General features: G+C 71.4%; 23 protein-coding genes and 1 tRNA gene. 10 read left to right on the top strand and 14 right to left on the bottom strand.

The window, feature by feature from the left end; all coding sequences use genetic code 11:
- Positions 1-28: 28 nt before the first annotated feature.
- Positions 29-1,714: a sodium:solute symporter family protein gene (locus CP975_RS14400; protein WP_055533622.1), complete on the bottom strand. Its 1,686-nt coding sequence runs from the start codon at positions 1,712-1,714 to the stop codon at positions 29-31.
- A 175-nt stretch (positions 1,715-1,889) separates the two neighbouring features.
- On the opposite strand from CP975_RS14400, the gene galT reads away from it, so the two are divergent.
- The 4 genes from galT to CP975_RS14380 all read left to right on the top strand — a co-directional run bounded on the left by galT (position 1,890) and on the right by CP975_RS14380 (position 5,534).
- Positions 1,890-2,951, top strand: a complete 1,062-nt coding sequence (gene galT / locus CP975_RS14395; RefSeq protein WP_055533624.1) for a galactose-1-phosphate uridylyltransferase — start codon at positions 1,890-1,892, stop codon at positions 2,949-2,951.
- Entirely contained in the window at positions 2,948-3,919 is a 972-nt protein-coding gene (galE, locus tag CP975_RS14390; protein WP_055533626.1) for a UDP-glucose 4-epimerase GalE, read from the top strand. Before galT ends, galE begins: the two co-directional genes overlap by 4 nt.
- A 3-nt stretch (positions 3,920-3,922) precedes the next feature.
- Positions 3,923-5,077, top strand: coding sequence for a galactokinase (gene galK, locus CP975_RS14385; RefSeq protein WP_055533628.1), 1,155 nt, complete (start codon positions 3,923-3,925; stop codon positions 5,075-5,077).
- A gap of 109 nt (positions 5,078-5,186) precedes the next feature.
- Positions 5,187-5,534, top strand: coding sequence for a DoxX family protein (locus CP975_RS14380; protein ID WP_055533629.1), 348 nt, complete (start codon positions 5,187-5,189; stop codon positions 5,532-5,534).
- Between the two features lie 33 nt (positions 5,535-5,567).
- Here CP975_RS14380 and CP975_RS14375 read toward each other — a convergent pair whose 3' ends face one another.
- The gene (locus CP975_RS14375; RefSeq protein ID WP_150476952.1) at positions 5,568-6,023 is read right to left on the bottom strand and encodes a GNAT family N-acetyltransferase; all 456 of its coding nucleotides are present in this window, start codon (positions 6,021-6,023) and stop codon (positions 5,568-5,570) included.
- A gap of 267 nt (positions 6,024-6,290) precedes the next feature.
- On the opposite strand from CP975_RS14375, the gene CP975_RS14370 reads away from it, so the two are divergent.
- Entirely contained in the window at positions 6,291-7,106 is an 816-nt protein-coding gene (locus CP975_RS14370) for a response regulator transcription factor (RefSeq protein ID WP_055533631.1), read from the top strand.
- Here the strand turns inward: CP975_RS14370 and tamR are convergent.
- Positions 7,065-7,562 carry a MarR family transcriptional regulator TamR gene (tamR, locus tag CP975_RS14365; RefSeq protein WP_030788757.1) on the bottom strand — a complete coding sequence of 166 codons (498 nt, stop codon included), beginning with the start codon at positions 7,560-7,562 and terminating at the stop codon, positions 7,065-7,067. The two genes, CP975_RS14370 and tamR, sit on opposite strands and share 42 nt — an antisense overlap.
- A 102-nt stretch (positions 7,563-7,664) precedes the next feature.
- Here tamR and CP975_RS14360 point away from each other — a divergent pair, with 102 nt between their 5' ends.
- Positions 7,665-8,501, top strand: coding sequence for a trans-aconitate 2-methyltransferase (locus CP975_RS14360; protein WP_055533632.1), 837 nt, complete (start codon positions 7,665-7,667; stop codon positions 8,499-8,501).
- Here the strand turns inward: CP975_RS14360 and CP975_RS14355 are convergent.
- The 4 genes from CP975_RS14355 to CP975_RS14340 are packed head-to-tail and all read right to left on the bottom strand — an operon-like array spanning position 8,476 to position 10,722.
- The gene (locus tag CP975_RS14355; protein WP_055533633.1) at positions 8,476-8,724 is read right to left on the bottom strand and encodes a type II toxin-antitoxin system RelE family toxin; all 249 of its coding nucleotides are present in this window, start codon (positions 8,722-8,724) and stop codon (positions 8,476-8,478) included. The two genes, CP975_RS14360 and CP975_RS14355, sit on opposite strands and share 26 nt — an antisense overlap.
- Positions 8,721-8,972: a type II toxin-antitoxin system Phd/YefM family antitoxin gene (locus tag CP975_RS14350; protein WP_055533635.1), complete on the bottom strand. Its 252-nt coding sequence runs from the start codon at positions 8,970-8,972 to the stop codon at positions 8,721-8,723. Before CP975_RS14350 ends, CP975_RS14355 begins: the two co-directional genes overlap by 4 nt.
- A 59-nt stretch (positions 8,973-9,031) precedes the next feature.
- Complete coding sequence (locus CP975_RS14345; RefSeq protein WP_055533636.1) at positions 9,032-9,718, bottom strand: TetR/AcrR family transcriptional regulator; 687 nt, start codon at positions 9,716-9,718, stop codon at positions 9,032-9,034.
- Positions 9,715-10,722 carry an acyl-CoA desaturase gene (locus CP975_RS14340; protein ID WP_150476951.1) on the bottom strand — a complete coding sequence of 336 codons (1,008 nt, stop codon included), beginning with the start codon at positions 10,720-10,722 and terminating at the stop codon, positions 9,715-9,717. The genes CP975_RS14345 and CP975_RS14340 overlap by 4 nt, the downstream gene beginning before the upstream one ends.
- Before the next feature lie 299 nt (positions 10,723-11,021).
- Here CP975_RS14340 and ppc point away from each other — a divergent pair, with 299 nt between their 5' ends.
- Positions 11,022-13,766 (top strand): phosphoenolpyruvate carboxylase, encoded by a 2,745-nt coding sequence (gene ppc / locus CP975_RS14335; protein ID WP_055533639.1) that lies wholly within the window; start codon positions 11,022-11,024, stop codon positions 13,764-13,766.
- Between the two features lie 81 nt (positions 13,767-13,847).
- On the opposite strand, the gene pth is transcribed toward ppc, so the two are convergent.
- The 5 genes from pth to CP975_RS14310 all read right to left on the bottom strand — a co-directional run bounded on the left by pth (position 13,848) and on the right by CP975_RS14310 (position 18,056).
- On the bottom strand, positions 13,848-14,450 hold the full coding sequence (gene pth, locus CP975_RS14330) for an aminoacyl-tRNA hydrolase (RefSeq protein ID WP_055533641.1): 603 nt from the start codon (positions 14,448-14,450) through the stop codon (positions 13,848-13,850).
- Positions 14,451-14,523: 73 nt separating this feature from the next.
- The gene (locus tag CP975_RS14325; RefSeq protein WP_055533645.1) at positions 14,524-15,117 is read right to left on the bottom strand and encodes a 50S ribosomal protein L25/general stress protein Ctc; all 594 of its coding nucleotides are present in this window, start codon (positions 15,115-15,117) and stop codon (positions 14,524-14,526) included.
- A gap of 200 nt (positions 15,118-15,317) precedes the next feature.
- The gene (locus tag CP975_RS14320) at positions 15,318-16,292 is read right to left on the bottom strand and encodes a ribose-phosphate diphosphokinase (protein ID WP_055533647.1); all 975 of its coding nucleotides are present in this window, start codon (positions 16,290-16,292) and stop codon (positions 15,318-15,320) included.
- A 116-nt stretch (positions 16,293-16,408) separates the two neighbouring features.
- Positions 16,409-17,857 carry a bifunctional UDP-N-acetylglucosamine diphosphorylase/glucosamine-1-phosphate N-acetyltransferase GlmU gene (glmU, locus tag CP975_RS14315; RefSeq protein WP_150476950.1) on the bottom strand — a complete coding sequence of 483 codons (1,449 nt, stop codon included), beginning with the start codon at positions 17,855-17,857 and terminating at the stop codon, positions 16,409-16,411.
- Between the two features lie 127 nt (positions 17,858-17,984).
- Positions 17,985-18,056, bottom strand: a tRNA-Gln gene (locus CP975_RS14310).
- A gap of 142 nt (positions 18,057-18,198) precedes the next feature.
- On the opposite strand from CP975_RS14310, the gene CP975_RS14305 reads away from it, so the two are divergent.
- Entirely contained in the window at positions 18,199-19,515 is a 1,317-nt protein-coding gene (locus tag CP975_RS14305; protein ID WP_055533654.1) for a sensor histidine kinase, read from the top strand.
- A gap of 10 nt (positions 19,516-19,525) precedes the next feature.
- Here the strand turns inward: CP975_RS14305 and CP975_RS14300 are convergent, their stop codons facing one another.
- Together CP975_RS14300 and CP975_RS14295 are read right to left on the bottom strand one after the other, a co-directional pair.
- Positions 19,526-20,044 carry an SUKH-3 domain-containing protein gene (locus CP975_RS14300; protein ID WP_055533659.1) on the bottom strand — a complete coding sequence of 173 codons (519 nt, stop codon included), beginning with the start codon at positions 20,042-20,044 and terminating at the stop codon, positions 19,526-19,528.
- 115 nt (positions 20,045-20,159) lie between these two features.
- Positions 20,160-20,795 carry a YwqJ-related putative deaminase gene (locus CP975_RS14295; protein ID WP_246201507.1) on the bottom strand — a complete coding sequence of 212 codons (636 nt, stop codon included), beginning with the start codon at positions 20,793-20,795 and terminating at the stop codon, positions 20,160-20,162.
- 319 nt (positions 20,796-21,114) lie between these two features.
- On the opposite strand from CP975_RS14295, the gene CP975_RS14290 reads away from it, so the two are divergent.
- The gene (locus CP975_RS14290) at positions 21,115-22,110 is read left to right on the top strand and encodes an SMI1/KNR4 family protein (RefSeq protein WP_055533663.1); all 996 of its coding nucleotides are present in this window, start codon (positions 21,115-21,117) and stop codon (positions 22,108-22,110) included.
- Positions 22,111-22,117: 7 nt separating this feature from the next.
- The gene (locus tag CP975_RS14285; RefSeq protein WP_150476949.1) at positions 22,118-24,601 is read left to right on the top strand and encodes an SUKH-4 family immunity protein; all 2,484 of its coding nucleotides are present in this window, start codon (positions 22,118-22,120) and stop codon (positions 24,599-24,601) included.
- The last annotated feature ends 180 nt before the right edge of the window (positions 24,602-24,781 follow it).

Raw genomic sequence — 24,781 nt, 5'->3', positions numbered from 1 at the left:
GCCCGCGGCATGATCCGCCGGACAGGTCCTAGAGCGAGTACGGCAGGTAGCAGGCGGCGGCGAGTACGACGGCGCCCCAGCCGAGCAGCGCGGGCTTGCGGTACCAGGCGTCGTCACCCGCCTCGGCTCCTTCGTCCGCCAGGCCGGGTGCGACCGTGCCGTAGACCAGCCCGGCCAGTTCGGCCTCCGGCTTGGGCGCGGTGAAGAGGGTGACGACGACCATCACGACGGCACCCGCGGCGAAGCCGACGATCGCCGAGACGAAGTTGGCGCCCTGGTCGGTCGGGATGTCGATGACGCCCTGCTTGTAGATCCAGAAGTAGTTGGCCATCGCGGCGGTGGTGCCCGCGACCAGGCCCCACACACCGGACCTCATCGAGGCCCGCTTCCAGAACATGCCGATGACGAAGACCACGAACATGGGGACGTTGAAGAAGGAGAAGAGGGTCTGGAGGTAGCCCATGATGTTCGAGAACGACGAGGCGATGAACGCCGTACCGATCGAGGCGAGCACGCCGATCGCCGTGATGAGCCGGCCGAAGTTCAGGTAGTAGCCGTCCTCGCGGTCCTTGACCACGTACTTCGCCCAGATGTCGTACGTGAACACGGTGTTGAAGGATGAGACGTTCGCCGCCATGCCCGCCATGAACGCGGCGAGCAGACCGGTGACCGCGATGCCGAGGACGCCGTTGGGCAGCAACTCCTGCATCAGGTAGGGGATCGCGTCGTTGTACGTCAGGTCGGAACCGGCCGTGCCGATCCTCGGCACGAGGACGGCGGCGACCAGGCCCGGGATCATCACCAGGAAGACGATGAAGATCTTCGGGAAGGCGGCGATCAGCGGGGTGCGCCGCGCCGCGCTCAGGTTCTTCGCGGACAGCGCGCGCTGTACCTCGGCGAAGTTGGTCGTCCAGTAGCCGAAGGAGAGGACGAAGCCGAGTCCGAGGATGATCGTCAGCCAGTTGGCGCCGAGCGGGTTGGCGTCGCCGATGCCGGTGCCGCCCCAGGCGGTCATGAAGTTCCCGCCGTGCTGCTCCTCGATCGAGCCGGTGAGTCCGTCCCAGCCGCCGACCTTCTTCAGGCCGATGACGCAGATCGGGATGAGCGCGGCGAGGATCACGAAGAACTGGAGCACTTCGTTGTAGATCGCCGAGGAGAGACCGCCGATGGTGATGTACGCGAGCACGAAGAATCCCGCGACGACGATCGCCACCCACTGCGGCCAGCCGAGCAGTGCCTCGACGACGATCGACAGGGCGTAGAGGTTCACGCCCGCGATGAGTATCGCCGCGAACGCGAAGAGCGCCGAGCTGAGCAGGTGCGCGGACCTGTCGAAGCGCTGGAGCAGGAACTCGGGGACGGAGCGGACCTTGCTGCGGTAGTAGAAGGGCATCATGACCAGGCCGAGGAAGACCATGGCGGGGATGGCGCCGATCCAGTACCAGTGGACGACCGCGACGCCGTACTGGGCGCCGGTGGCGGCCATCCCGAGGATCTCGGTGGCGCCGAGGTTCGCGGCGACGAAGGCGAGGCCGGTGACCCAGGCGGGCAGCGAGCGGCCCGAGAGGAAGAAGTCCAGGCTGGTCCGCACGGAGCGCCGGGCGGCGAATCCGATGCCGAGGACGACGGCGAAGTAGATGGCGAGGATCGCGTAGTCGAGGCCGTTGGTGGGCAGCCGAAGTCCCTCGGCCAGGGTTTCAGTGGGGGACTGCATGGGTGAACTCGCTTCGTTGCGCGAACGGATCAGACGGGAACCTACGCCCCTCGCTTCAATAAATGAACAGTTCTGTTGAAGTTTTTTGTTTGACTGTGATCGGACATTGACGTAGCTGTTGGTGTGTGGTTTTTTATGTTTGATTCTGTTGGGTGGGTGGTGAGGAGCCCCGGACGTGAAGAAGACCTCGACCCGTCTCGCCGACGGTCGTGAGCTCATCTACTACGACGCACGCGACGACGCGGTCCGCGCGGCCGTCGACCGGCGCCCGCTCGGACCCGTCTCCACGACGTCGGAGATCCGCGCGGACCGGCTCCTGGGCGACGCCGTGGCCATCGCCTCGCACCGCCAGGGGCGCACCTACCACCCGCCGGCCGACGAGTGCCCCCTGTGCCCGTCCGCCGGGGAGCGGCTCAGCGAGATCCCCGAGTCCTCCTACGACGTCGTGGTCTTCGAGAACCGCTTCCCCTCGCTCGCGGGCGACGCGGGCCGCTGCGAGGTGGTCTGCTTCACTCCCGACCACGACTCGTCCTTCGCGGACCTCACCCCCGAGCAGGCCGGCCTCGTCCTGGAGGCCTGGACCGACCGCACCGCCGAGCTGTCCCACCTGCCCTCCGTCGAGCAGGTGTTCTGCTTCGAGAACCGCGGCGCCGAGATCGGCGTGACCCTCGGCCACCCGCACGGGCAGATCTACGCCTATCCGTTCGTCACCCCGCGCACCGACCTGATGCTGCGCTCGCTCGCCGCGTTCAAGGAGTCGTCGGGCGGCCAGAACCTCTTCGACGACATCGTCGCCGCGGAGAGCGCCGGTGAGCGGGTCGTCCTGGAGGGCGAGCACTGGGTGGCCTTCGTGCCGTACGCCGCCCACTGGCCCTACGAGGTGCACCTGTATCCCAAGCGCCGGGTGCCCGACCTGCTCGGGCTCGACGAGGCCGCGCGCACGGAGTTCCCGCGCCTCTACCTGGAACTCCTGAGGCGCTTCGACCGGATCTTCGGCGCCGGGGAGACCCCCACCCCGTACATCTCGGCCTGGCACCAGGCGCCGTTCGGCACGCTCGACCGATACGGCGGCATCAGCCGCGACGATTTCGCCCTCCACCTCGAACTTTTCACGATCCGCCGCACTTCGGGCAAGCTGAAGTTCCTCGCGGGTTCCGAATCCGGCATGAGCGTGTTCATCAACGACGTGCCGCCGGAAGCCGCGGCCGATCGACTGCGAGAGGTAGCGAGTTCATGAGCGGTAAGTACCTGGTCACCGGTGGAGCGGGCTATGTCGGAAGCGTGGTGGCCCAGCACCTGATCGAGGCCGGGCACGAGGTGACGGTCCTCGACAACCTCTCGACCGGCTTCCGCGAGGGCGTTCCCGCCGGCGCCGCCTTCATCGAGGGCGACATCCGCGACGCCGCCAAGTGGCTGGACCCCTCCTTCGACGCCGTCCTGCACTTCGCCGCCTTCTCGCAGGTCGGCGAGTCTGTCGCCAAGCCCGAGAAGTACTGGGACAACAACGTGGGCGGCACCATGGCGCTGCTCGCCGCCATGCGCGACGCCGGCGTGCGCAAGCTCGTCTTCTCCTCCACGGCCGCCACCTACGGCGAGCCCGTCAGCACCCCCATCACGGAGACCGACCCCACCGCCCCCACCTCGCCCTACGGCGCCTCCAAGCTCGCCGTCGACCACATGATCAGCGGCGAGGCCACCGCCCACGGCCTGGCCGCCGTCTCGCTGCGCTACTTCAACGTCGCGGGCGCGTACGGGGAGTTCGGGGAGCGCCACGACCCCGAGTCGCACCTCATCCCGCTCGTCCTCCAGGTCGCGCAGGGCAGGCGCGAGGCGATCAGCGTCTTCGGCGACGACTACCCCACCGACGACGGCACCTGCGTACGCGACTACATCCACGTCGCCGACCTCGCCGAGGCCCACCTCCTCGCCGTCGGGGCGGCCACCCCCGGAGAGCACCTGATCTGCAACCTCGGCAACGGCAACGGCTTCTCCGTGCGCCAGGTCATCGAGACCGTCCGCCAGGTCACCGGCCACCCCGTCCCCGAGGTGACGGCCCCGCGCCGCGACGGCGACCCGGCGGTGCTCGTCGCCTCCGCCGCCACCGCCCGCGAGAAGCTCGGCTGGCAGCCGTCCCGCGCGGACCTCGCGGGCATCGTCGCCGACGCCTGGGCGTTCGCCCAGCGGTCCGCCCGGCGGGAGGGATAGTTCATGGCCACGGCATCCGAAGTCGCCGCGCGGTTCGAGGAGTTGTACGGGTACGCGCCGGACGGGGTCTGGTCGGCCCCCGGCCGCGTCAACCTCATCGGCGAGTACACGGACTTCAACGAAGGCTTCGTGATGCCGCTGGCCCTCCCGCACACCGCGGTCGCCGCCGTCGCCCGGCGCACCGACGGCATCCTGCGGCTGCACTCCGCCGACATCGACGCCCCGCTCGCCGAACTGCGCGTCGACGAGCTGACCCCGCTGTCCGACGGAGGCTGGGCCGCCTACCCCGCCGGGGTCGTCTGGGCGCTGCGGGACGCCGGACACCCCGTGACCGGCGCCGATCTGCACCTGGCCTCGACGGTCCCGACGGGCGCGGGCCTGTCCTCGTCGGCCGCGCTGGAGGTCGTCACCGCGCTCGCCCTCGACGAACTGTTCGGGCTCGGGCTGACCCGGCCCGAGCTTGCCGTCCTCGCCCAGCGCGCCGAGAACGCCTTCGTCGGCGTGCCCTGCGGCGTCATGGACCAGACGGCGTCGGCGTGCTGCGCCGAAGGCCACGCCCTGCACCTGGACTGCCGCGACCTGTCCTTGCGCCAGGTCCCCTTCGATCTGGCCGCCGAGGGCCTGCGGCTGCTCGTCGTCGACACCCGCGTCAAGCACGCGCTCGGCGACGGCGCCTACGCCGAGCGCCGCGCCGGGTGCGAGGCGGGTGCGCGGGCCCTCGGCGTCAGCCACCTCCGCGACATCCCGTACGAGGAACTGCCCGCCGCGCTGGAGCGGCTGCCGGACGACAAGGTCCGCCGCTATGTGCGCCACGTCGTCTCCGACAACCACCGCGTCGCACAGGTCATCGGCCTCCTCGACGCCGGTGACGTCCGCGCGATCGGCCCCGTCCTCACCGAGGGCCACGCCTCGCTCCGCGACGACCTGCGCATCTCCTGCCCGGAGCTGGACCTGGTGGTGAGCACCGCGAACGCGGCGGGGGCGCTCGGTGCCCGGATGACCGGCGGCGGCTTCGGCGGCTCGGTGATCGTCCTGGTGGAGAGCGGCGACACCGACGCGGTGACCGAGGCGGTCCTGGGGGCCTCGGCCGAGGCGGGCCACACGGCGCCCCGGGTGTTCCCGGCGGTGGCGTCGGCGGGAGCGCGCCGGGAGAAATAGGTGCCGCCGAGCGGTCACATCCGCGGGGAGCGGCTCGTCATGGCAGTGAACGACACCCCGGCCGAGGCGCACAGACGCACCGGCACCTGCCTGAAGAGGAGCATCCCCGATGTCCACCGCTCACGTTGTCGTCACGCTCCTGGCCGCCGCGATGACCGGCTTCTCGGCCGCCTCGGTCTTCCTGCGCTCGAAGTGGGTCGTCGGGCCCATGGCCGACTACGGCATCCCCATGACGTGGCTGCCCTGGCTCGGCGCCGCCAAGGCCGCGGGCGCCGCGGGCCTCGTCGTCGGCCTGTTCGTGCCGTACGTCGGGGCCGCCGCCGGGATCGGCCTGGTCCTGTACTTCACCGGGGCGGTCGTCGCCGTGGTACGGGCCCGCTGGTACGCGCACATCCCCTTCCCCCTGGTGTACGCGGCGCCGGTGGTCGCCGCGCTCGCCCTGGGACTCGCGGCCTGAGCCGGGGGACTCGCGGCTTGAGCCGGCGGACTCTCACCCCAGCCGTTTGGTGAGCGTGAACTCCTTGACGCCCTCCGGGTAGTCGGGGATCACGCTCACCAGCTCGTATCCCTGAGCACGGTAGAAGCCCGGCGCCTGGAAGTCCCACGTCTCCACACGGGAGTTGCGGCAGCCGCGGTCCTCGTGGGCCACGCGCTCCGCCTCGGCGAGCAGCCCGGAGCCGAGACCCGCCCCGCGATGGCGGTCGTCGACCCAGAGGTGGTTCACATGCAGCCAGCGGCCCCAGGTGTGCGCGGCGAGACCCGCCGCGAGGCCGCCCGCCTGGTCCAACGCCCAGAGCGCCAGGGGCACTTCCTCGTCGTCGGCCGTGCCGCGGAGGGCGCGGATCGCCGGGGACGCCGCCGTATTCGTCGCGGCGAGCCGCGAACGAAGCAGAGCCAGCCGCTCCTTGTCGACTCCTGTCTCCATGCGAAACATACGGCTCACCATAAACGCGCCCGCCCATCAGTTCTGCAAATTGCCTTCCGCTCGTGGCCCGCGGCTCTACTCTGAAGAACAGTGCCGGTGGGGGCCGGCGCCGATCAGGGGGCGAGACAGTCGGGTACGACGCCCGGCGGGGGTGGCAGTCATCGCGCGGCGGCGGCCGGGCGATTCGGCGACCCCCGTTCCGGGCGCCGTACCCGCGCCGATCGTTCTCGGACGGTATCCGACGGGGGTGTCCCCTGCTCCCTGCGGGGCGCGGGGAAGGGGGTTTCTGTGGTTCGCATCCGAGTTCTGGTCGTCGACGACCATCGCATCTTCGCCGAGTCGCTCGCGGCCGCGCTGGCGGCCGAGCCCGACGTGGAGGTCTCCGCGGCGGGCAGCGGCCCCGCCGCGCTGCGCTGCCTGGAGCGGTCGGTCTCCGAAGGCCGCAGATACGACGTGCTGCTCGTCGACGCCGATCTCGGCGCCACAGCCGACGCGCTCCAGGGCACCCTCCCCCAGGCTCTCGGCTTCGCTCGAACAGGGGGGACCCCCATCGCCGCCCCCGTCCAGGACGGCGGCGCGGACGGTCTCGTCGACGGCATCTCCCTGGTCGCGGGCGTCCGTTCCGGCCAGCCCGCCGTGCGCACGGTCGTGCTCGCCGAGAAGGACGACCCGCGTCGCGCGGCCCTCGCGCTCCAGGCCGGCGCCTCGGGCTGGGTCGCCAAGGACTGCTCGCTCTCCCGCCTCCTGACGGTCATACGCGGTGTGCTGCGGGAGGAGACGCACCTGCCGCCCGCCCTGCTCACCGGCGTCCTGCGCGAGCTGACCGCCGCCCGCAAGCACCGCACCGAGTCCGAGCGCCTCGTGGAGTCCCTGACCCCGCGCGAGCGCGAGGTGCTGCGCTGCATGGTGGCGGGCCTGGGCAGGAAAGCCGTCGCCGAGCGCCTCTTCCTCTCCCCCCACACGGTGCGCACACACATGCAGAACGTCCTGGGGAAGCTCGGCGTCCACTCCACGCTGGCGGCGGTCGCGCTCGCCCGGCGCGCGGGAGTCGGCCCGGTCGACCTAGCCGGGGATGTTGTCGAACGGGGCGGTCAACTGGCGTAGCAGCCCGGCCAGTTCCCCCCGCTGAGCGCGGGACAGCTCCGCGAGGATCGCCCGCTCCTGCTCCAGGAGTCCGGCCAGGGCCTGGTCCGCGCGGTCCCGGCCCTCGGTCGTGAGCCGTACGAGCACGCCGCGCCGGTCGCTCGGATCGGGCAGACGCTCGACGAGGCCCTTCTTCGCGAGGCGGTCGATGCGGTTCGTCATCGTGCCGGACGTCACCAGGGTCTGCGTCAGGAGCTGGCCGGGGGAGAGCTGATAGGGGGCGCCCGCGCGCCGCAGCGACGTCAGGACGTCGAACTCCCAGGGCTCCAGATTGTGCTCGGAGAACGCGAGCCTGCGGGCCCGGTCCAGGTGCCGCGCGAGCCTGCTCACGCGGCTGAGCACCTCGAGTGGTTCCACGTCGAGGTCCGGGCGCTCCCGGCGCCACGCCGCGACCAGCCGATCGACCTCGTCCTCCATGACGATCAGTGTAGGGGGTCTGTCGACGTGAAGTCTCTTGACGTCAAGATACCTAGCGTTCAGGATGGCGCCAGACCCCCGTCACCCGAGGAGGCCCGCCCCGTGCCCGCAGCCACCCCGACCTGGGATCCGCTCCAGTACCTCCGCCACGCCGACCACCGGTCCCGCCCCTTCGTCGACCTGCTCGCCCGCGTGCCGGATCTCCCCGCTACGGCCGACCGGCCGCACCGCGTCGCCGACCTCGGCTGCGGGCCCGGCAACGTCACCCGGCTCCTCGCCGAGCGATGGCCCGCCGCGCACATCACCGGGTTCGACAACTCGCCGGAGATGCTGTCCCGCGCGGAGCCGCTGACGGGCCCCACCGCCGGGGGCGGACGCCTCGACTTCGCCCCGGCCGACGCCACGGACTGGACACCGGCCCCCGGCACGTACGACCTGATCCTCTCCAACGCGGCCCTCCAGTGGGTGCCGGGCCACCCGGACCTCTTCCCGGCGTGGATCGCCGCCCTCGCCCCCGGCGGCACGTTCGCCTTCCAGGTACCGGGCAACTTCGATGCCCCCAGCCACACGCTGATGCGTGACCTCGCCGCGTCCCGGCGCTGGCGCGACCGCCTCGGCGGGGTGCTGCGCCACGGCGACGCGGTGCTCCCGCCGGGGGCGTACCTGGCACGGCTCGCGGACCTGGGCTGCGCGGTCGACGCCTGGGAGACGACGTACCACCACCTGCTGACCGGCGAGGACCCGGTCCTCGACTGGGTCAAGGGCACGGGCCTGCGCCCGGTCCTGACGGCCCTGGCGGACGACCTGGGCGCGACGGAGGCGTTCCTCGCGGTGTACCGCGCACTCCTGCGGAAGGCCTACCCGGCCACGGCTCATGGCACGGTCCTCCCCTTCCGCAGGGTGTTCGCGGTGGCTACGGCGTCCGGCCGAGGTGTGTGACGAGGATGCGGATGACGTCGTCGTCAATGAGGTAGAGGGCGCGGTAGTCGCCGACCCGGAGGCGCCGCGCGGTGGGTCCGTACGCCGTGGAGTCGGCTGGGCGGGGCTGCTCGGCGAGCGCGTCGACGGCTTCGTAGAGCGCGGCGAGGCCCATGGGGTCGTCCTTGAGGAAGCGGACGGCCGCGTTGGTGGCGGCCGGCTCCCAGATGATCTGGTAGGTCACGTACGCAGCCCCAGCATTCGTCCGACTTCCTCGTGCGGGATGCCCTCTTCGAGGGTCCCTTCCGCCTTGCGGCGCTGAAAGTCGGCGAGTGCCAGGGCGTCTTCGAGGTCTTCTATCACCTGGGGCGAGACGAGCAGCGCGGCCACGTGCCCGTGGTCGGTGAGGGCGATGGTCTCGCGCCCGTGGGCGGCGCGGCGCACCAGGTCGCCGAGTTGTGCACGGGCTGCGCTGATCGCAATCTCGGTCATGCATCAAGAGTGCACGATGTTAATCTTGTGGTCAATATGTGGCCATGGCTTGATCGGCCTCAGCTCTTCCGGTGGCCTATCAGGCGTGGCTTCGGCTCCAGGCCGTCCAGGCCGTGCCAGGCCAGATTGACCAGGTGCGCCGCCACCTCCGCCTTCTTCGGCTTGCGGACGTCCAGCCACCACTGGCCCGTCAGCGCCACCATGCCGACCAGCGCCTGCGCGTACAGCGGGGCAAGCTTCTGGTCGAAGCCGCGGCCCTTGAACTCCTGCCCCAGGATGTCCTCCACCTGCGTCGCGATGTCGGAGATGAGGGAGGCGAAGGTGCCCGTCGACTGGGCGACGGGGGAGTCGCGGACCAGGATGCGGAAGCCGTCCGTATACGTGTCGATGTAGTCCAGGAGGGCGAACGCGGCCTGTTCCAGGAGTTCCCGGGGGTGCCCGGCGGTCAGCGCGCTCGTCACCATGTCGAGGAGCTGCCGCATCTCGCGGTCCACGACCACCGCGTACAGCCCCTCCTTGCCGCCGAAGTGCTCGTACACCACCGGCTTCGAGACCCCGGCCTTCGCCGCGATCTCCTCCACCGACGTGCCCTCGAACCCCTTCGCGGCGAAGAGCGTGCGGCCGATGTCCAGCAACTGCTCCCGGCGCTCGGCACCCGTCATCCGGGTCCGGCGGGTGCGCCGGGGCTGCTTCTCTTTGCCGGCAGGGCTGGAATTACTGGAGTCGGTCGCCACGTCGTCCATCATGCCGCGTCAGCGGCCTGCGGCTGGCGGCGGGCGTCGATGCGGGACTTCGAGGGCCACCGCACGTCGTACGCCCAGCCGAGCCGCTCGCACCAGCGGATGATCCGCGCGGAGGAGTCGAGCTGCCCCTTCATGACCCCGTGCCGCGCCGACGTCGGGTCGGCGTGGTGGAGGTTGTGCCAGGACTCGCCGCAGGACAGCACCGCGAGCCACCACACGTTGCCCGAGCGGTCCCGGGACTTGAAGGGCCGCTTGCCGACCGCGTGGCAGATGGAGTTGATCGACCAGGTCACGTGGTGCAGCAGCGCCACGCGGACCAGGGAGCCCCAGAAGAACGCCGTGAAGGCGCCCCACCACGACATCGTCACCAGGCCCCCGACCAGCGGCGGAATGGCGAGCGAGACGATCGTCCAGAACAGGAACTGGCGGGAGATGCGGCGGATCACCGGGTCCTTGACCAGGTCGGGCGCGTACTTCTCCTGCGACGTCCGCTCCTCGTCGAACATCCAGCCGATGTGCGCCCACCACAGGCCCTTCATCAGCGCCGGGACCGTCTCGCCGAAGCGCCAGGGGGAGTGCGGGTCGCCCTCCGCGTCGGAGAACTTGTGGTGCTTGCGGTGGTCGGCCACCCAGCGCACGACCGGGCCCTCCACGGCCATCGAACCGGCGACCGCGAGCGCGATCCGCAGCGGCCGCTTCGCCTTGAAGGCGCCGTGCGTGAAGTAGCGGTGGAAGCCGATCGTGATGCCGTGGCAGCCCAGGTAGTACATGAAGACGAGCAGGCCGAGGTCCAGCCAGCTCACCCCCCAGCCCCAGGCGAGCGGCACCGCCCCGAGCAGGGCGACGAAGGGTACGACGATGAACAGGAGCAGCGTCAGCTGTTCCAGGGACCGTTTCTGCTCACCGCCCAGGGTCGCGGGCGGCAGGTCTGCGGGGGAGCCGTTCTCCCGGCCGGGAGCGGCGTCGATCACATCGGGCTCGGAAGGCGCATCGGACGTTGTCGTCATGGGCACGTCCCCTGTGGGGTCGAAGGTTGGGGTGGGAGAGGCGCACGGGCACGGTGACGCAGGGCGCTGTGACTCCGGCAGCCACTTCCGCTGCACTACCCACGTTCCTACGGTTCCGTAACCTACGGCGACGTAAGTATGGCAGCGCGGAGCGTCTCGGCAAGTGGCCGAAACTTCCGTGCCCCGAAGTGACACCTATCCTTGGAAACGGTCGGACAGCGCGGTCCGCTCTGAATCTCCCCGGATCCTTACCGGGACCCCTCCCAGACGTGCTTCAAACACTGCAAGGAGCCGCACCTGTGAGCAGTGCCGACGACCAGGGCCGTCAGGCCACCAGTACAGCCAGCACCGAGCTGCGCGCCGACATCCGCCGCCTCGGCGACCTGCTGGGCGAGACCCTCGTACGCCAGGAGGGTCCCGAACTCCTCGAACTGGTCGAGAAGGTCCGCCGTCTCACGCGCGAGGACGGCGAGGCCGCCGCCAAGCTGCTCGGCGGTACGGAACTGGAGACCGCGGCCAAGCTGGTCCGCGCCTTCTCCACGTACTTCCATCTGGCGAATGTCACGGAGCAGGTCCACCGAGGCCGCGAGCTGCGTGCCCGGCGTGCCGCCGAGGGCGGTCTGCTGGCCCGCACGGCGGACCGCCTCAAGGACGCCGATCCCGAACACCTGCGCGAGACCGTGCAGCACCTCAACGTGCGGCCGGTCTTCACCGCCCACCCCACCGAGGCCGCCCGCCGCTCGGTCCTCAACAAGCTCCGCCGCGTCGCCGAACTGCTTGAGACCCCGGTCATCGAGTCCGACCGGCGCCGCCACGACACCCGTCTGGCCGAGAACATCGACCTGGTGTGGCAGACCGACGAGCTGCGCGTCGTACGCCCGGAGCCCACCGACGAGGCCCGCAACGCCATCTACTACCTCGACGAGCTGCACGCCGGCGCCGTCGGCGACGTCCTGGAGGACCTCACCTCGGAGCTGGAGCGCGTCGGCGTCCAGCTGCCCGAGGGCACCCGCCCCCTCAGCTTCGGCACCTGGATCGGCGGCGACCGCGACGGCAACCCGAACGTGACGCCCGCCGTCACCTGGGACGTCCTGATCCTCCAGCACGAGCACGGCATCAACGACGCGCTCGACATGATCGACGAGCTGCGCGGCTTCCTCTCCAACTCCATCCGCTACACCGGGGCCACCGAGGAGCTGAAGACCTCCCTCCAGAGCGACCTGGAGCGCCTGCCGGAGATCAGCCCCCGCTACAAGCGGCTCAACGCCGAGGAGCCGTACCGCCTCAAGGCCACCTGCATCCGGCAGAAGCTGGAGAACACCAAGCAGCGCCTCGCCAAGGGCACGGCCCACGAGGAAGGCCGCGACTACCTCGGCACCGCCGAACTGCTGCACGACCTCACGCTCATCCAGACCTCCCTGCGTGAGCACAAGGGCGCCCTCTTCGCCGACGGCCGGATGAACCGCACCATCCGCACGCTGGCCGCCTTCGGCCTCCAGCTGGCCACCATGGACGTACGCGAACACGCCGACGCCCACCACCACGCGCTCGGCCAGCTGTTCGACCGCCTCGGGGAGGAGTCCTGGCGCTACGCGGACATGCCCCGCGAGTACCGCCAGAAGCTGCTCGCCAAGGAGCTGCGTTCGCGGCGGCCCCTCGCGCCGTCCCCGGCCCCGCTCGACGCCGCCGGTGAGAAGACCCTCGGCGTCTTCCTCACCGTCAAGAAGGCCCTTGAGGTCTTCGGACCCGAGGTCATCGAGTCGTACATCATCTCGATGTGCCAGGGCGCCGACGACGTCTTCGCCGCCGCCGTCCTCGCGCGCGAAGCCGGACTCATCGACCTGCACGCCGGCTGGGCGAAGATCGGCATCGTGCCGCTCCTGGAGACCACGGACGAGCTGCGCGCCGCCGACGTCATCCTCGACGAGATGCTCGCCGACCCCTCCTACCGCCGACTGGTCTCGCTGCGCGGTGACGTCCAGGAGGTCATGCTCGGCTACTCGGACTCCTCCAAGTTCGGCGGCATCACCACCAGCCAGTGGGAGATCCACCGCGCCCAGCGCAGGCTGCGCGACGTCGCGCACCGCTACGGCGTGCGGCTGCGCCTCTTCCACGGCCGCGGCGGCACGGTGGGCCGCGGCGGCGGCCCCTCCCACGACGCGATCCTCGCCCAGCCCTGGGGCACCCTGGAGGGCGAGATCAAGGTGACCGAGCAGGGCGAGGTCATCTCCGACAAGTACCTCGTGCCGTCCCTGGCGCGGGAGAACCTGGAGCTGACCGTCGCGGCGACGCTCCAGGCCTCCGCGCTGCACACCGCCCCCCGCCAGTCAGACGAGGCCCTCGCCCGCTGGGACGCCGCCATGGACGTCGTCTCGGACGCCGCGCACTCCGCGTACCGGCGCTTGGTCGAGGACCCGGACCTGCCGACGTACTTCCTCGCGTCGACGCCGGTCGACCAGCTCGCCGACCTGCACCTGGGCTCCCGGCCGTCCCGCCGCCCCGGCTCGGGCGTCTCGCTCGACGGCCTGCGCGCCATCCCCTGGGTCTTCGGCTGGACCCAGTCGCGGCAGATCGTGCCCGGCTGGTTCGGCGTCGGCTCGGGCCTCAAGGCGCTGCGCGAGACCGGTCTCGACTCCGTGCTCGACGAGATGCACGAGCGCTGGCACTTCTTCCAGAACTTCATCTCGAACGTCGAGATGACGCTGGCCAAGACGGATCTGCGCATCGCGCGGCATTACGTGGACACGCTCGTCCCGGACGAGTTGAAGCACGTGTTCGCCACGATCGAGGAAGAGCATGAGCTGACCGTTCGCGAGGTGCTGCGGGTCACCGGGGAGGACGAGCTTCTCGGCTCCCACTCGGCGCTTCGGCAGACCTTCGCGATCCGGGACGCGTATCTCGACCCGATCTCGTACCTCCAGGTCGCGCTGCTCAAGCGGCAGCGGGACGCGCAGGCCGCCGGCCAGGAGCCTGATCCGTTGCTTGGGCGGGCCTTGCTTCTTACCGTTAACGGTGTTGCGGCCGGGTTGCGGAATACCGGCTGATTTTCTGCGGGCGCGTGGGGGCTGGTCGCGCAGTTCCCCGCGCCCCTTAAGGGGCGCTCCCCGGGGCGCCCCTTAAGCGTTTCAGGAGTTGTACGTGCTCTGCGCCCGCTCCAGGCCCTCGATGATCAGGGCCTCGGCCGCGTCCGCCGCCCGGTCCACCAGGTAGTCGAGTTCCTTGCGTTCCGTCGAGGAGAAGTCCTTCAGTACGAAGTCCGCGACCTGCATCCGGCCCGGCGGGCGACCGATCCCGAACCGCACCCGGTGGTAGTCGGGGCCCATCGCCTTCGTCATCGACTTCAGACCGTTGTGGCCGTTGTCGCCGCCGCCCAGCTTCAGCCGCAGCGTGCCGTAGTCGATGTCCAGCTCGTCGTGGACCGCCACGATCTGCTCGGTCGGCACCTTGTAGAAGTCGCGCAGCGCCGTCACGGGACCGCCCGAGACGTTCATGTACGACATCGGCTTCACCAGGATGACGCGGCGGCTCGCCGGACCCGGCGCGCCGATCCGCCCCTCGACCACCTGGGCCTGCGCCTTGGCGGCCCGCTTGAACTTGGCGCCCACGCGCTGCGCGAGCAGGTCGGCCACCATGAAGCCCACGTTGTGCCGGTTCATGGCGTACTCGGGGCCGGGGTTGCCGAGGCCCGCGATCAGCCAAGGGGCGTTGGCGTCGGTCGTCACGTGCATGTCTCCTTCATACGCGGCAGCCGCCGCCCCCCGAGGGAGCGGCGGCTGCCGTGCCGAATGTACGTCGCGAGGATCAGGCCTCGGCGGACGCGTCGCCCTCGGCGGACTCGGCCGGGGCCTCCTCGGCCTGCGCGGCCAGGACCTGGAGGACGACCGCGTCCTCGTCGATCGCCAGCTTGGAACCGGAAGGCAGCGGGATGTCCTTCGCGAGGATGGACGCGCCGGCCTCCAGGCCCGCGATGGAGACGGTGACCTCGGTCGGGATGTGCGTGGCCTCGGCCTCGACGGGCAGCGTGCTCAGCACGTGCTCAAGGAGGTTGGCGCCCGGGGCCAGCTCGCCCTCGGTGTGGACCGGGATCTCGACCGTGACCTTCTCGCCGCTGCGGACGAGGAGCAGGTCGACGTGCTTCAGGATGCCCTGACGGAGGGCGTCGCGCTGCACGGCCTTCGGGATGGCCAGCTGGGTCTTGCCGTCGACGTCCAGGGAGATCAGGACGTTCGGGGTACGCAGCGCCAGGAGCAGCTCGTGGCCCGGCAGCGTCAGGTGGACCGGGTCGGCACCGTGGCCGTACAGGACACCGGGGACCTTGTTCTCGCGGCGGACGCGGCGCGAGGCGCCCTTGCCGAACTCGGTGCGGGTCTCAGCGGTGATCTTGACCTCGGACATGTGCACTCCTCGTACAACAGGTGTCGGATGGGGTTACCCGGCCATACGACTGGCCTGCTACGAAGAGCGCGTCGATAACGGACCGCCACACCGCGCCTCATCAGAAGCGTGTGCGGCCTCCCTCGCCGAGCAACTTCAGCAGTCTACTCGGCGACGGAGGCCGCACCAAAAGGATCTTCTATTGATCTTCCGCTGAGCTTCTACTGCTCGTCGAAGAGGCTCGTCACCGAGCCGTCCTCGAAGACCTCACGCACGGCGTTCGCGATCGTCGGCGCGATCGAGAGCACCGTGATCTTGTCGAGTTCGAGCGCGCCCGGGTCGGGCAGCGTGTCGGTGAAGACGAACTCGCTCACCTTCGAGTTCTTCAGCCGGTCCGCCGCCGGTCCGGAGAGCACGCCGTGCGTCGCCGTCACGATGACGTCCTCCGCGCCGTGCGCGAACAGCGCGTCGGCCGCGGCGCAGATCGTGCCACCCGTGTCGATCATGTCGTCGACCAGGACGCAGACGCGGCCCTTGACCTCACCGACGACCTCGTGCACGGTCACCTGGTTCGCGACGTCCTTGTCGCGGCGCTTGTGGACGATCGCCAGCGGCGCGCCGAGACGGTCGCACCAGCGGTCGGCCACGCGCACGCGGCCGGCGTCCGGGGAGACCACCGTGAGCTTCGAGCGGTCGACCTTCGCGCCCACGTAGTCCGCGAGGATCGGCAGCGCGAAGAGATGGTCGACCGGGCCGTCGAAGAAGCCCTGGATCTGGTCCGTGTGCAGGTCGACCGTGAGGATGCGGTCCGCACCCGCGGTCTTCATCAGGTCGGCGACCAGACGCGCCGAGATCGGTTCACGTCCCTTGTGCTTCTTGTCCTGCCGCGCGTAACCGTAGAACGGCACGATGACGGTGATGGAGCGGGCCGACGCGCGCTTCAGCGCGTCGATCATGATGAGCTGCTCCATGATCCACTTGTTGATCGGAGCGGTGTGGCTCTGGATCAAGAAGCAGTCGGCGCCACGCGCCGACTCCTGGTAGCGGACGTAGATCTCGCCGTTGGCGAAATCGAAGGCCTTCGTCGGCACGATGCCGACACCCAGCTTGTGTGCGACCTCCTCGGCCAACTCGGGGTGGGCGCGGCCGGAGAAGAGCATCAACTTCTTCTCGCCGGTCGTCTTGATCCCGGTCACAGCACTGTCTCCTCAGAGAGTTCTTCCCGCTGCCGTACTCACGCGTCCATATGCGTCGAGTCGGCCGAATGTGTGCACCTATCACGGTACGCCGTGTCAGACGCACCTGTTTCCGGTCAGCTTGCGCTGTCCGCCTCCCGGGACGCCGCCTCGGCCGCCTTCGCGGCCGCGCTCCCCGGACGCTTGCGGGCCACCCAGCCCTCGATATTCCGCTGCTGGCCCCGGGCGACGGCCAGCGAACCCGCCGGCACGTCCTTCGTGATCACGGACCCGGCGGCGGTGTAGGCGCCGTCCCCGACCGTGACAGGAGCCACAAACATGTTGTCCGAGCCGGTGCGGCAGTGGGAGCCCACCGTCGTGTGGTGCTTGGCCTCGCCGTCGTAGTTCACGAAGACGCTCGCCGCGCCGATGTTGGAGTACTCGCCGATCGTCGCGTCGCCCACGTACGACAGGTGAGGCACCTTCGAACCCTCGCCGATCGTCGCGTTCTTCATCTCCACATACGTACCCGCCTTGGACCTCGTCCCAAGCCGGGTGCCCGGCCGCAGGTACGCGAACGGACCGACGCTCGCCCGCTCCCCGATCTCGGCGCTGTCCGCCACGCTGTTGTCGACCCGGGCGCCCGGGCCGACCTTCGTGTCCCTCAGTCGCGTGTTCGGGCCCACTTCGGCGCCCTTGCCGAGGTGCGTGGCGCCCTGGAGCTGCGTACCCGGGTGCACGACCGCATCCCGCTCGAAGGTGACCGTGGCGTCGACCCAGGTGGAGGCGGGGTCGACGACGGTGACGCCCGCGAGCATCGCCTCCGTCAGCAGCCGGTCGTTCAACGTCCGCCGGGCCTGCGCGAGTTGGACGCGGTTGTTGATGCCCGCGATCTCCTCGTGGTCCCCGGCGACGGACGCGCCCACGCGGTGCCCGGCCTCGCGCAGAATCCCCAGAACATCCGTCAGGTACTCCTCGCCCTGACTGTTGTCCGTGCGCACCTTGCCGAGGGCCTCCGCGAGGAGCCGCCCGTCGAAGGCGAACACCCCGGAGTTGATCTCACGGATCGCGCGCTGCGCGTCGGTGGCGTCCTTGTGCTCGACGATCGCGGTGACCGCGCCGCTCTCGCCGTCGCGCACGATGCGGCCGTACCCGGTCGCGTCGGGCACCTCGGCGGTCAGCACGGTCACGGCGTTCCCGTCGGCGCTGTGCGTGGCGGCGAGCTGCTGGAGTGTCGCACCCGTCAGCAGGGGCGTGTCGCCGCATACGACGATGACGGTGCCGTCGACCGGCCCGCCCAGCTCCTCGAGACCGATGCGCACGGCGTGACCGGTGCCGTTCTGCTCGGCCTGGTAGGCGGTGCGCACCTGCGGGGCGACGGTGCGCAGATGCTCCTTGACCTGGTCGCTCTGGAAGCCGACGACGGTGACGAGCTGCTCGGGAGTGAGCGCGTAGGCCGCCTCCAGCACGTGACCGATGAGCGAACGGCCACAGATCTCGTGCAGGACCTTGGGAAGGTCCGACTTCATACGGGTGCCCTCACCCGCTGCGAGGACGACGACGGCTGCCGGGCAGGTTGCGCTCACGGGGATGCCCTTCGGCTTCGGATGGCTTGTGCCTCTGTGGGGTGGACATCCGCAGGATACCGGGGCGTAGGGGGGTGGAAATGGGGGCGGGTCCCGACCTTGAGGCCGGGACCCGCACCGATGAGGGCTCCCCCGCCAGGACTCGAACCCGGACAGATGGCACCAAAAGCCACAGTGCTGCCAATTACACCACGGGGGAATAATCCGACTGAACCGGACATCTGGCCGGTCCGCCGAATAGGCATCCAACACTATGCCGCACCAAGGGCCTTGTGTGCGACGGCAGGGGGCGCCGGAAACTCACCGGAAAACCGGCATGGAACGCCCGTACGCTGGAAGGCATGACCACGACGGGGGACGACCGCACCACGGCCATGACCGGGCCGTGGTGGTGGGAGAGGCGGCTTGGGGCCGCGTTGGATGTGGGGCTCGCGGTGGTGTCCGCGGCGGAGTGCGGGGGCGAGGGGGTGGTCTTCGCGCGGGACGCGGGGCTGCCGACGGCGGTCGGGGTCGGCTTCGGGGTCCTCGCGGGCTCCTCGCTGCTCTTCCGGCGGCGCTGGCCCGTCGCCGTGGTGCTCATAGCCATCGCGATAACACCCGCCCAGATGGGCGTTCTGCTGACGGTCGTCGGCCTGTACTCGCTGGCGGCCTCGGAGCTGCCCCGCCGGATCACCGGCGCGCTCGCGGGCATGTCGATGGCGGGCACGCTGATCGTCGCGCTGGTGCGGGCCAGTCAGGATCTGGCGAAGGAGGGTACGCATCCGCCGATCGGAAGCGAGTTCGTGCCGTTCTTCGCCGTCGCGGCGTCGATAGGCGTCACGGCTCCGCCGGTGCTGCTCGGCCTGTACGTGGGGGCGCGGCGGCGGCTGATGGAGAGCCTGCGGGAGCGGGCGGACGACTTGGAGCGGGAGCTGCAACTGCTCGCCGAGCGCGCGGAGGAGCGCGCGGAGTGGGCGCGTAACGAAGAGCGGACGCGGATCGCCCGTGAGATGCACGACGTGGTGGCGCACCGGGTGAGTCTGATGGTCGTCCACGCGGCGGCGTTGCAGGCGGTGGCCAGGAAGGACCCCGAGAAGGCCGTCAAGAACGCGGCGCTGGTCGGCGACATGGGGCGCCAGGCGCTGACGGAGCTGCGGCAGATGCTCGGGGTGCTGCGGACGGGTGAGGGTGTGAAGAGCGCGAAGCCGGTGGAGCCGGTGCCGCTGGCCGCCGTGGCGCACGCGGCGGCCGCGGCGGCGTCGCGCGCGCAGGACGAGGACGGGCCGTGCCTGGCGGAGCTGGACGAGCTGGTGGGGCAGTCGCGGGACGCGGGCATGGCGGTCGACCTGTCGGTGGAGGGCGAGCCGCGCGGTTATGCCGCCGATGTGGAGCAGACCGCGTACCGCGTCGTGCAGGAGGCGTTGACCAACGTGCACAAGCACGCGGCGGGCGCCAAGACGTACGTGCGGCTCGCGCACCGCGCGGCGGAGATCGCGATGCAGGTGGAGAACGAACCGCCGCCGGAGGCCGGTTCGGCCGACGCCGGGCTGCCGAGCGGGGGCAACGGCCTGGTGGGCATGAAGGAGCGGGTCACGGAGCTGGGCGGGGTGTTCGTCTCGGGCCCCACGGACGGCGGCGGCTTCCGTGTCTCCGCAGTGCTCCCGGCGGCCGCGGGGTAGCGGGGCGGGGTCAGCTCGCCGTCAGTCGGGTGGGCTGGGCGCCGGTGACGAGGGTGGCCAGGGCCTGGTCGATATGGGCGCCGAGGAACCAGTCGCCGCTGTGGTCGAGGCTGTAGACGCGGCCCTCGGTGTCGATGGCGAGCAGCGCCTGGGTCTCCGTCTCCTCGCCGATGGGGCACACCGCGGAGTCGAGGGCCCGGCCGAGGTCGCCGAGGGTGCGGGCCAGGTGCAGGCCGTACATGGGATCGAAGTGCACGGTGGCGGGCGCTATCTGGCGGCCGGGGCCCTGCGGGGTCAGGTGCAGTCCGCCGAACTCCGCCCAGGCCTCGACGGCGGCGGGGAAGACGGCGTGGCGGTGTCCCGCCGGTGAGGTGTGGCGGCGCAGGACGTCGGCCCAGATCTCGGCCTGCTTGATGTCCCAGCGCCCCTGGCGCCAGCCGGCCGCGCGCAGGGCTGCGTCCACCGGGACGGGGAAGCGGGTGCTGCCGCCCGCGGGCGCGGCGGTGGTGGCGGAGTGGTCGGCGTGCATGGGGGTGGCCCTTGTTCGGTCGGAGACGGTCGGAGACGGTCGGTATCGGCCCGAGACGGTCGGGTGGACGGGCGGAGGACGGTGGGGCGTCGGTCCGGCTGGTGTCCGGTGACGGTCAGGTCTCGGTGTTCGTCGGGTCCACGACCCGTACGCCGAAGTGCGCCGTGAGGGCCGTGCAGGAGCGGCAGGGCTGGGCGAAGGAGCCGTGCAGGGGGTCGCCGTCCTCGCGGATGCGGCGCGCGGTGAGTTTGGCGTGCTTGAGGGCCTTGCGGGCCTCGCCGTTGGTCATGGGCTTGCGCGAGGCCCGTTTGGAGCGGCCCGCGTCGGCCGCCGTCAGGTGGCGGGAGATGAGGATGGCCTCGGCGCAGCGGCCGGTGAAGCGTTCGCGCTGGCCGCTGGTGAGGGTGTCGAGGAAGTCCTGGACGAGCGGGTGGAGGGCGGGCGGTTCCTCGCCGCGGCCCGCGGTACAGGTGAGCGTGGTCTGGCCGCGTACGGAGAGGGCGGCGGCGACGGTCGGCAGGATGCCGTCGCGGCGCTGGCGCAGGATCGGCGCGTGGGCGGCGGTGCTGCTCCAGCCGACGCGTGGGTCGCCGGACGCCGCCCCGCTCGCCGAGGCGGATGCCGTGGTGGCCTTCGGGACGGTTCCCGCGGTGGCCTTCGGGACGGATCCCGAGGTGGCGGCCATGCCGTGCCCCGTGGCGGATGCCGTCGTGGACAGCGTGTGGCCGGTCGTGCTCTGTGCCGTGTGCATCGTGCTGTTCCCCTCCCCCTTGCGCTCGCGGTCGTCACCGCGTGTGTGCCACGCCCCCGCGTCGCGGGGGACAGCCTGCCAAATGGGGCGGGTGGTGCGGAAGCTGGGGCACTGCGACACGCCTGGCTTTCCGTCGGGATTCGTCGCACGGTGACGGTCCGGTGGCTGCTGGTCATGGAACCGGAGGCCCGGTGACCGGTGCCGTCCTTGCGCATAGGCTGTGTCGGCATCCGCAGTACCGGAAGCCGCGGAAACGAAAATCCGCGGAACCAAATCCGCAGAATCAGAACTTTTCACAGTGCCGCAGGGGGCAACCGCCATGACGACAGGTCGGCTGGGGCAGCAGTCCGCGCCGCCGAACGCGGCCTACGCCGGGCAGGTCGTGCACTTCCCGGATCCGGTCCGCGCCGCCCGCCATCCCAGAGGGGTGCGGGTTGACGAGCGGGGCTATCCGGACTTCTCGCCCTACGCGCGGGCCGCCGCCGAGATCGCGGAGCCCCCGGAGGGCTTCGGCGTCGACGAACTGCGCCTGACGGACTACGTGTCGGCGAACGCGGCGCTGGCGGCGGACGGCCATGACCTGTGGGACACGATCCCCCCGGTGGCGACCCCGCACGGCTGGACCTGGCACCACGCGCCGGGCAGCCGCCGCCTGGAGCTGGTACCGGTCGAGGTGAAGGCGCTGCTGCGCCACCACGGCGGCCTCGCGACGACGGCGGTGGACCAGGACAAGCGGGGCACGCGCCCGCTCCAGGAGACGCGTCCCGCGCACTTCGGGCTGCCGAAGGCCGCGGTCGCGGTGACGGAGCAGCAGGTCCAGGGGGTCGAGGAGGAGCTGGGCTACCGGCTGCCGGGCGCCTACCGCTCCTTCCTGAAGGCGGCGGGCGGTTGCGCGCCGGTCGGCGCGGCGCTGGACGCCGAGTTGGGTCTCCTGGTGGACCAGCCGTTCTTCACGGTCCGGGACGAGGCCGCGGTCAACGACCTGGTGTACGTCAACAAGTGCCTGCGCGACCACCTCACCAAGGACTACCTGGGAGTCGGCTTCGTGCAGGGCGGGCTGCTCGCGGTGAAGGTCAAGGGGGACCGGGTCGGCTCGGTGTGGTTCTGCGCGTACGACGACGTGCGGGACGTCTCGGAGGCGGCGGCGTGGCCTCCCGCGGAGCGGGTGCGGCGGCTGCTGCTGCCGTGCGGCGACGATTTCGACGCGTTCCTGACGCGGCTCGCCGGCAATCCGCCGGAGCTGGAGACCGTGGCGAACCTGATGGTGGACGGCGGCTTCGCGCGCGCCGTCCCCGTGTCCTCGGCTGGGGAGTGACTAGGCGATGGTGACCTTCGCGCAGGCGCAGGAGCGCGCCGAAGAGTGGATCAACGGCGAAGTGCCGGGCTACCAGCACCGTGAGGTGCGGGTCCGGGAGTTCGACCTCGGTTTCGTCGTCTGGGCCGAGGACCGCCAGGACGGCCCGGTGTCCGACGGCGGCGGCCAGCGGCTGGTCATCGCCCGGGACAGCGGCGAGGCCACGCTCTGGCCCGCGCTTCCCGTGGGCGAGGTGATCCGCCGGTACGAGGAGGAGTACGGGCTCCCGGACGCGGCACCGGAGGACGCGGTGGTGCCGCCGCCCGAGCGGGTCGACCTCAATCAGACGTCGTTCCTGCTGACGCCTCCGGAGTGGCTCCAGGAGGCGGCGGACAAGATGGGGATCCCCGATCGGCGGGAGTCCGGTTCGGGGTCCGGTTCGCGGGACGGGGCGGTTTCCGGCGACGAGGTTCCCGCCGACTCGGTTCCCGCCGAGGTGGTGTCCGGCGCGGAGCCCGGCTCGGAGCCCGGCTCGGGGAGCGCGGCTCCCGTAGCGCCGGACGGCGGTACGGCGTGGCCCGCGGCCGGTGCTCAGGTGGAGGACGCCGTGCCCGCCCGCGACGACAGCCTGCCCGCGACCTCGCCGGGCGTGCCGGTGGGCGCGACTCCGTGGGCCGGTACGGACACCAACGCCGATGGTGGCGAGGACCTTTCGGTGGCGGCGCCCGCGACGGTGTTCGCGCCGCCGCTGGTCTCCGGGGACGGGGACGGCCCGCCGTCGCCGGGTGTGGCGCCGGAGGCCAAGACGGCCCTGATGCACGGAGGCAGCCACCTCCCGGCGACCGCCATCGCCCCCGCTCTGGACACCCCGCCCCCGCCCGCGGGACCGGCCACGCCGCCGCCGGGTGCCGCCGGGGCGAACGCGCCGCTGCCGCCCGCCGGTTCGCCGGTTCCGCCTCCGCCGCCGGGTGCGCCGGACGCCTCGGCATACGGCTATCCGCAGGGGCCCGGTGCTGCCAGTGCTCCGGGCGCCTCTGGGGGCGGTGCGCCGCTGCCGCCCGCCGGGAGTACGCCGCCGCCCTCCGGGCCCGGAGCACCAGGTACCCCCGCCGGCGGGTACGTGCCGACGCAGCTCGTCTCCGCGCTCGGCCCCGAGGGACCCAAGCCGCCTGCCGCGCCCGCGGCGCCCGGTGCGCCTGGTGCGCCTGGTGCTCCGCAGCCTCCCGGGCCGCCCGGTGCTCCCGGTACGCCTCCGGGGGGTGTGCATCACGCCGCGACGATGTTCGCCGACGCGAGCATCGGCGGTCCGAGCGCGCCCAAGCCTCCGGGGGCTCCCGGCGCTCCCGGTGCCCCGGGTGCTCCCGGCACCCCGCCGCCCCCGGGTGGCGGCGTCCACCACGCCGCGACGATGCTCGCGGGCCCCGCGGTCGGCGGCCCGGGCGGTCCCGGTATGCCGCCTCCGCCCGCGCCCGCTCCGGCACCCGTACAGCCCGGCCCGCCCGGACAGCCGTACGGCTATCCGCAGCCGCCCGTCGGCATGCCGACCGTGGGCCCCGGCTACCAGGCCGTGCTCCGCTACCGCGCGGCCGACGGCTCCGAGCAGCAGGTCATCCGCCGCTCGGCGCCCGGCACCCCGCACCCGGAGTGGCAGATCCTGCACGAGCTGCGCGGCATGAACGTGCCCCCGCAGCAGGTCCTTGAGCTCCACACCGAGCTGGAGTCCTGCGAGCTGCCGGGCGCGTACTGCGCCCGCATGATCCGTGAGACCTGGCCGCAGGCGCGGATCACGTCCATCGCCCCGTACGGCAGGGACCACGCGTCCCGTCAGCAGGGCATGCGGCAGCTGCTCGCGCACCAGGGCGAGCTGCACCAGGTCGCGGACGGCCCGGCCCGCCCGGCGCCGGTGCGCGCGCCGTTGCAGCAGATGCCGCCCGTGCCCCCGATCCCGCCCGAGGGCGTCGCGCAGGAGCTGGTCGCGGCCTTCGGCCCGGGCGTCTTCCGCTTCGACCAGCGGGCGGTGTCCCGGCAGGGCGTGCCGGACATCGTGGCGCACACCCTCGTGGTGGCGGGTCTGCCCGTCGACTTCGGGCCGTTCTTCTGGGCGCAGGCCCAGCCGGGCCGGCCGGTGCCGACGCTGGCGGAGCTGGCGCAGGAGCGGGGCGTGCAGCCGGCGTCCGACGCGGGCTCGTACCTGGTGATGGGCAGCGACTTCGGGCGTGCGCTCTGCGTCCAGTACGGGACGGCGAACATCGTGGCCGTGCCGGTGGAGGCGGGGCCCGGCGGTGCTCCCGTGCCGCCGCAGTTCGTGAACACGGGGCTGCCCGAGTTCGCGCGCTGCCTGGCGCTGCTCGGCCGGATGTGGCGGCTGCGGTTCGGGCTCAACCAGGAGCAGGCGGGCCGCTGGACCGTCGACTTCCAGAACCAGCTGGCCGCCCTCGACCCGGCGGCGCTCGCGTCGCCGGAGGGCTGGTGGTCGGTGCTGCTGGAGCAGATGTGGGACGGGCTCCTGTAGCGGGGGTGTGAAGTACGGGCGTACGTACGGACGTACGCGGAAGGCGCTCGGCCCGCGTGACGGGGCGGGCGCCTTCCGCCATCCCGGTTCCGGCTTCCGGCGGCGATTGCCGCATCCTTGACCGGGTGGAGTGGGCGGAGTGTCGCGTTATGAGCGCTTCCGCTTGATCCATCAAGATGT

The sequence above is a fragment of the Streptomyces alboniger genome (genome assembly GCF_008704395.1).
Classification (GTDB): Bacteria; Actinomycetota; Actinomycetes; order Streptomycetales; family Streptomycetaceae; genus Streptomyces; species Streptomyces alboniger.
Note: the sequence above shows the minus strand (reverse complement) of the source record. Positions and strands in the feature narration are given on the sequence as shown.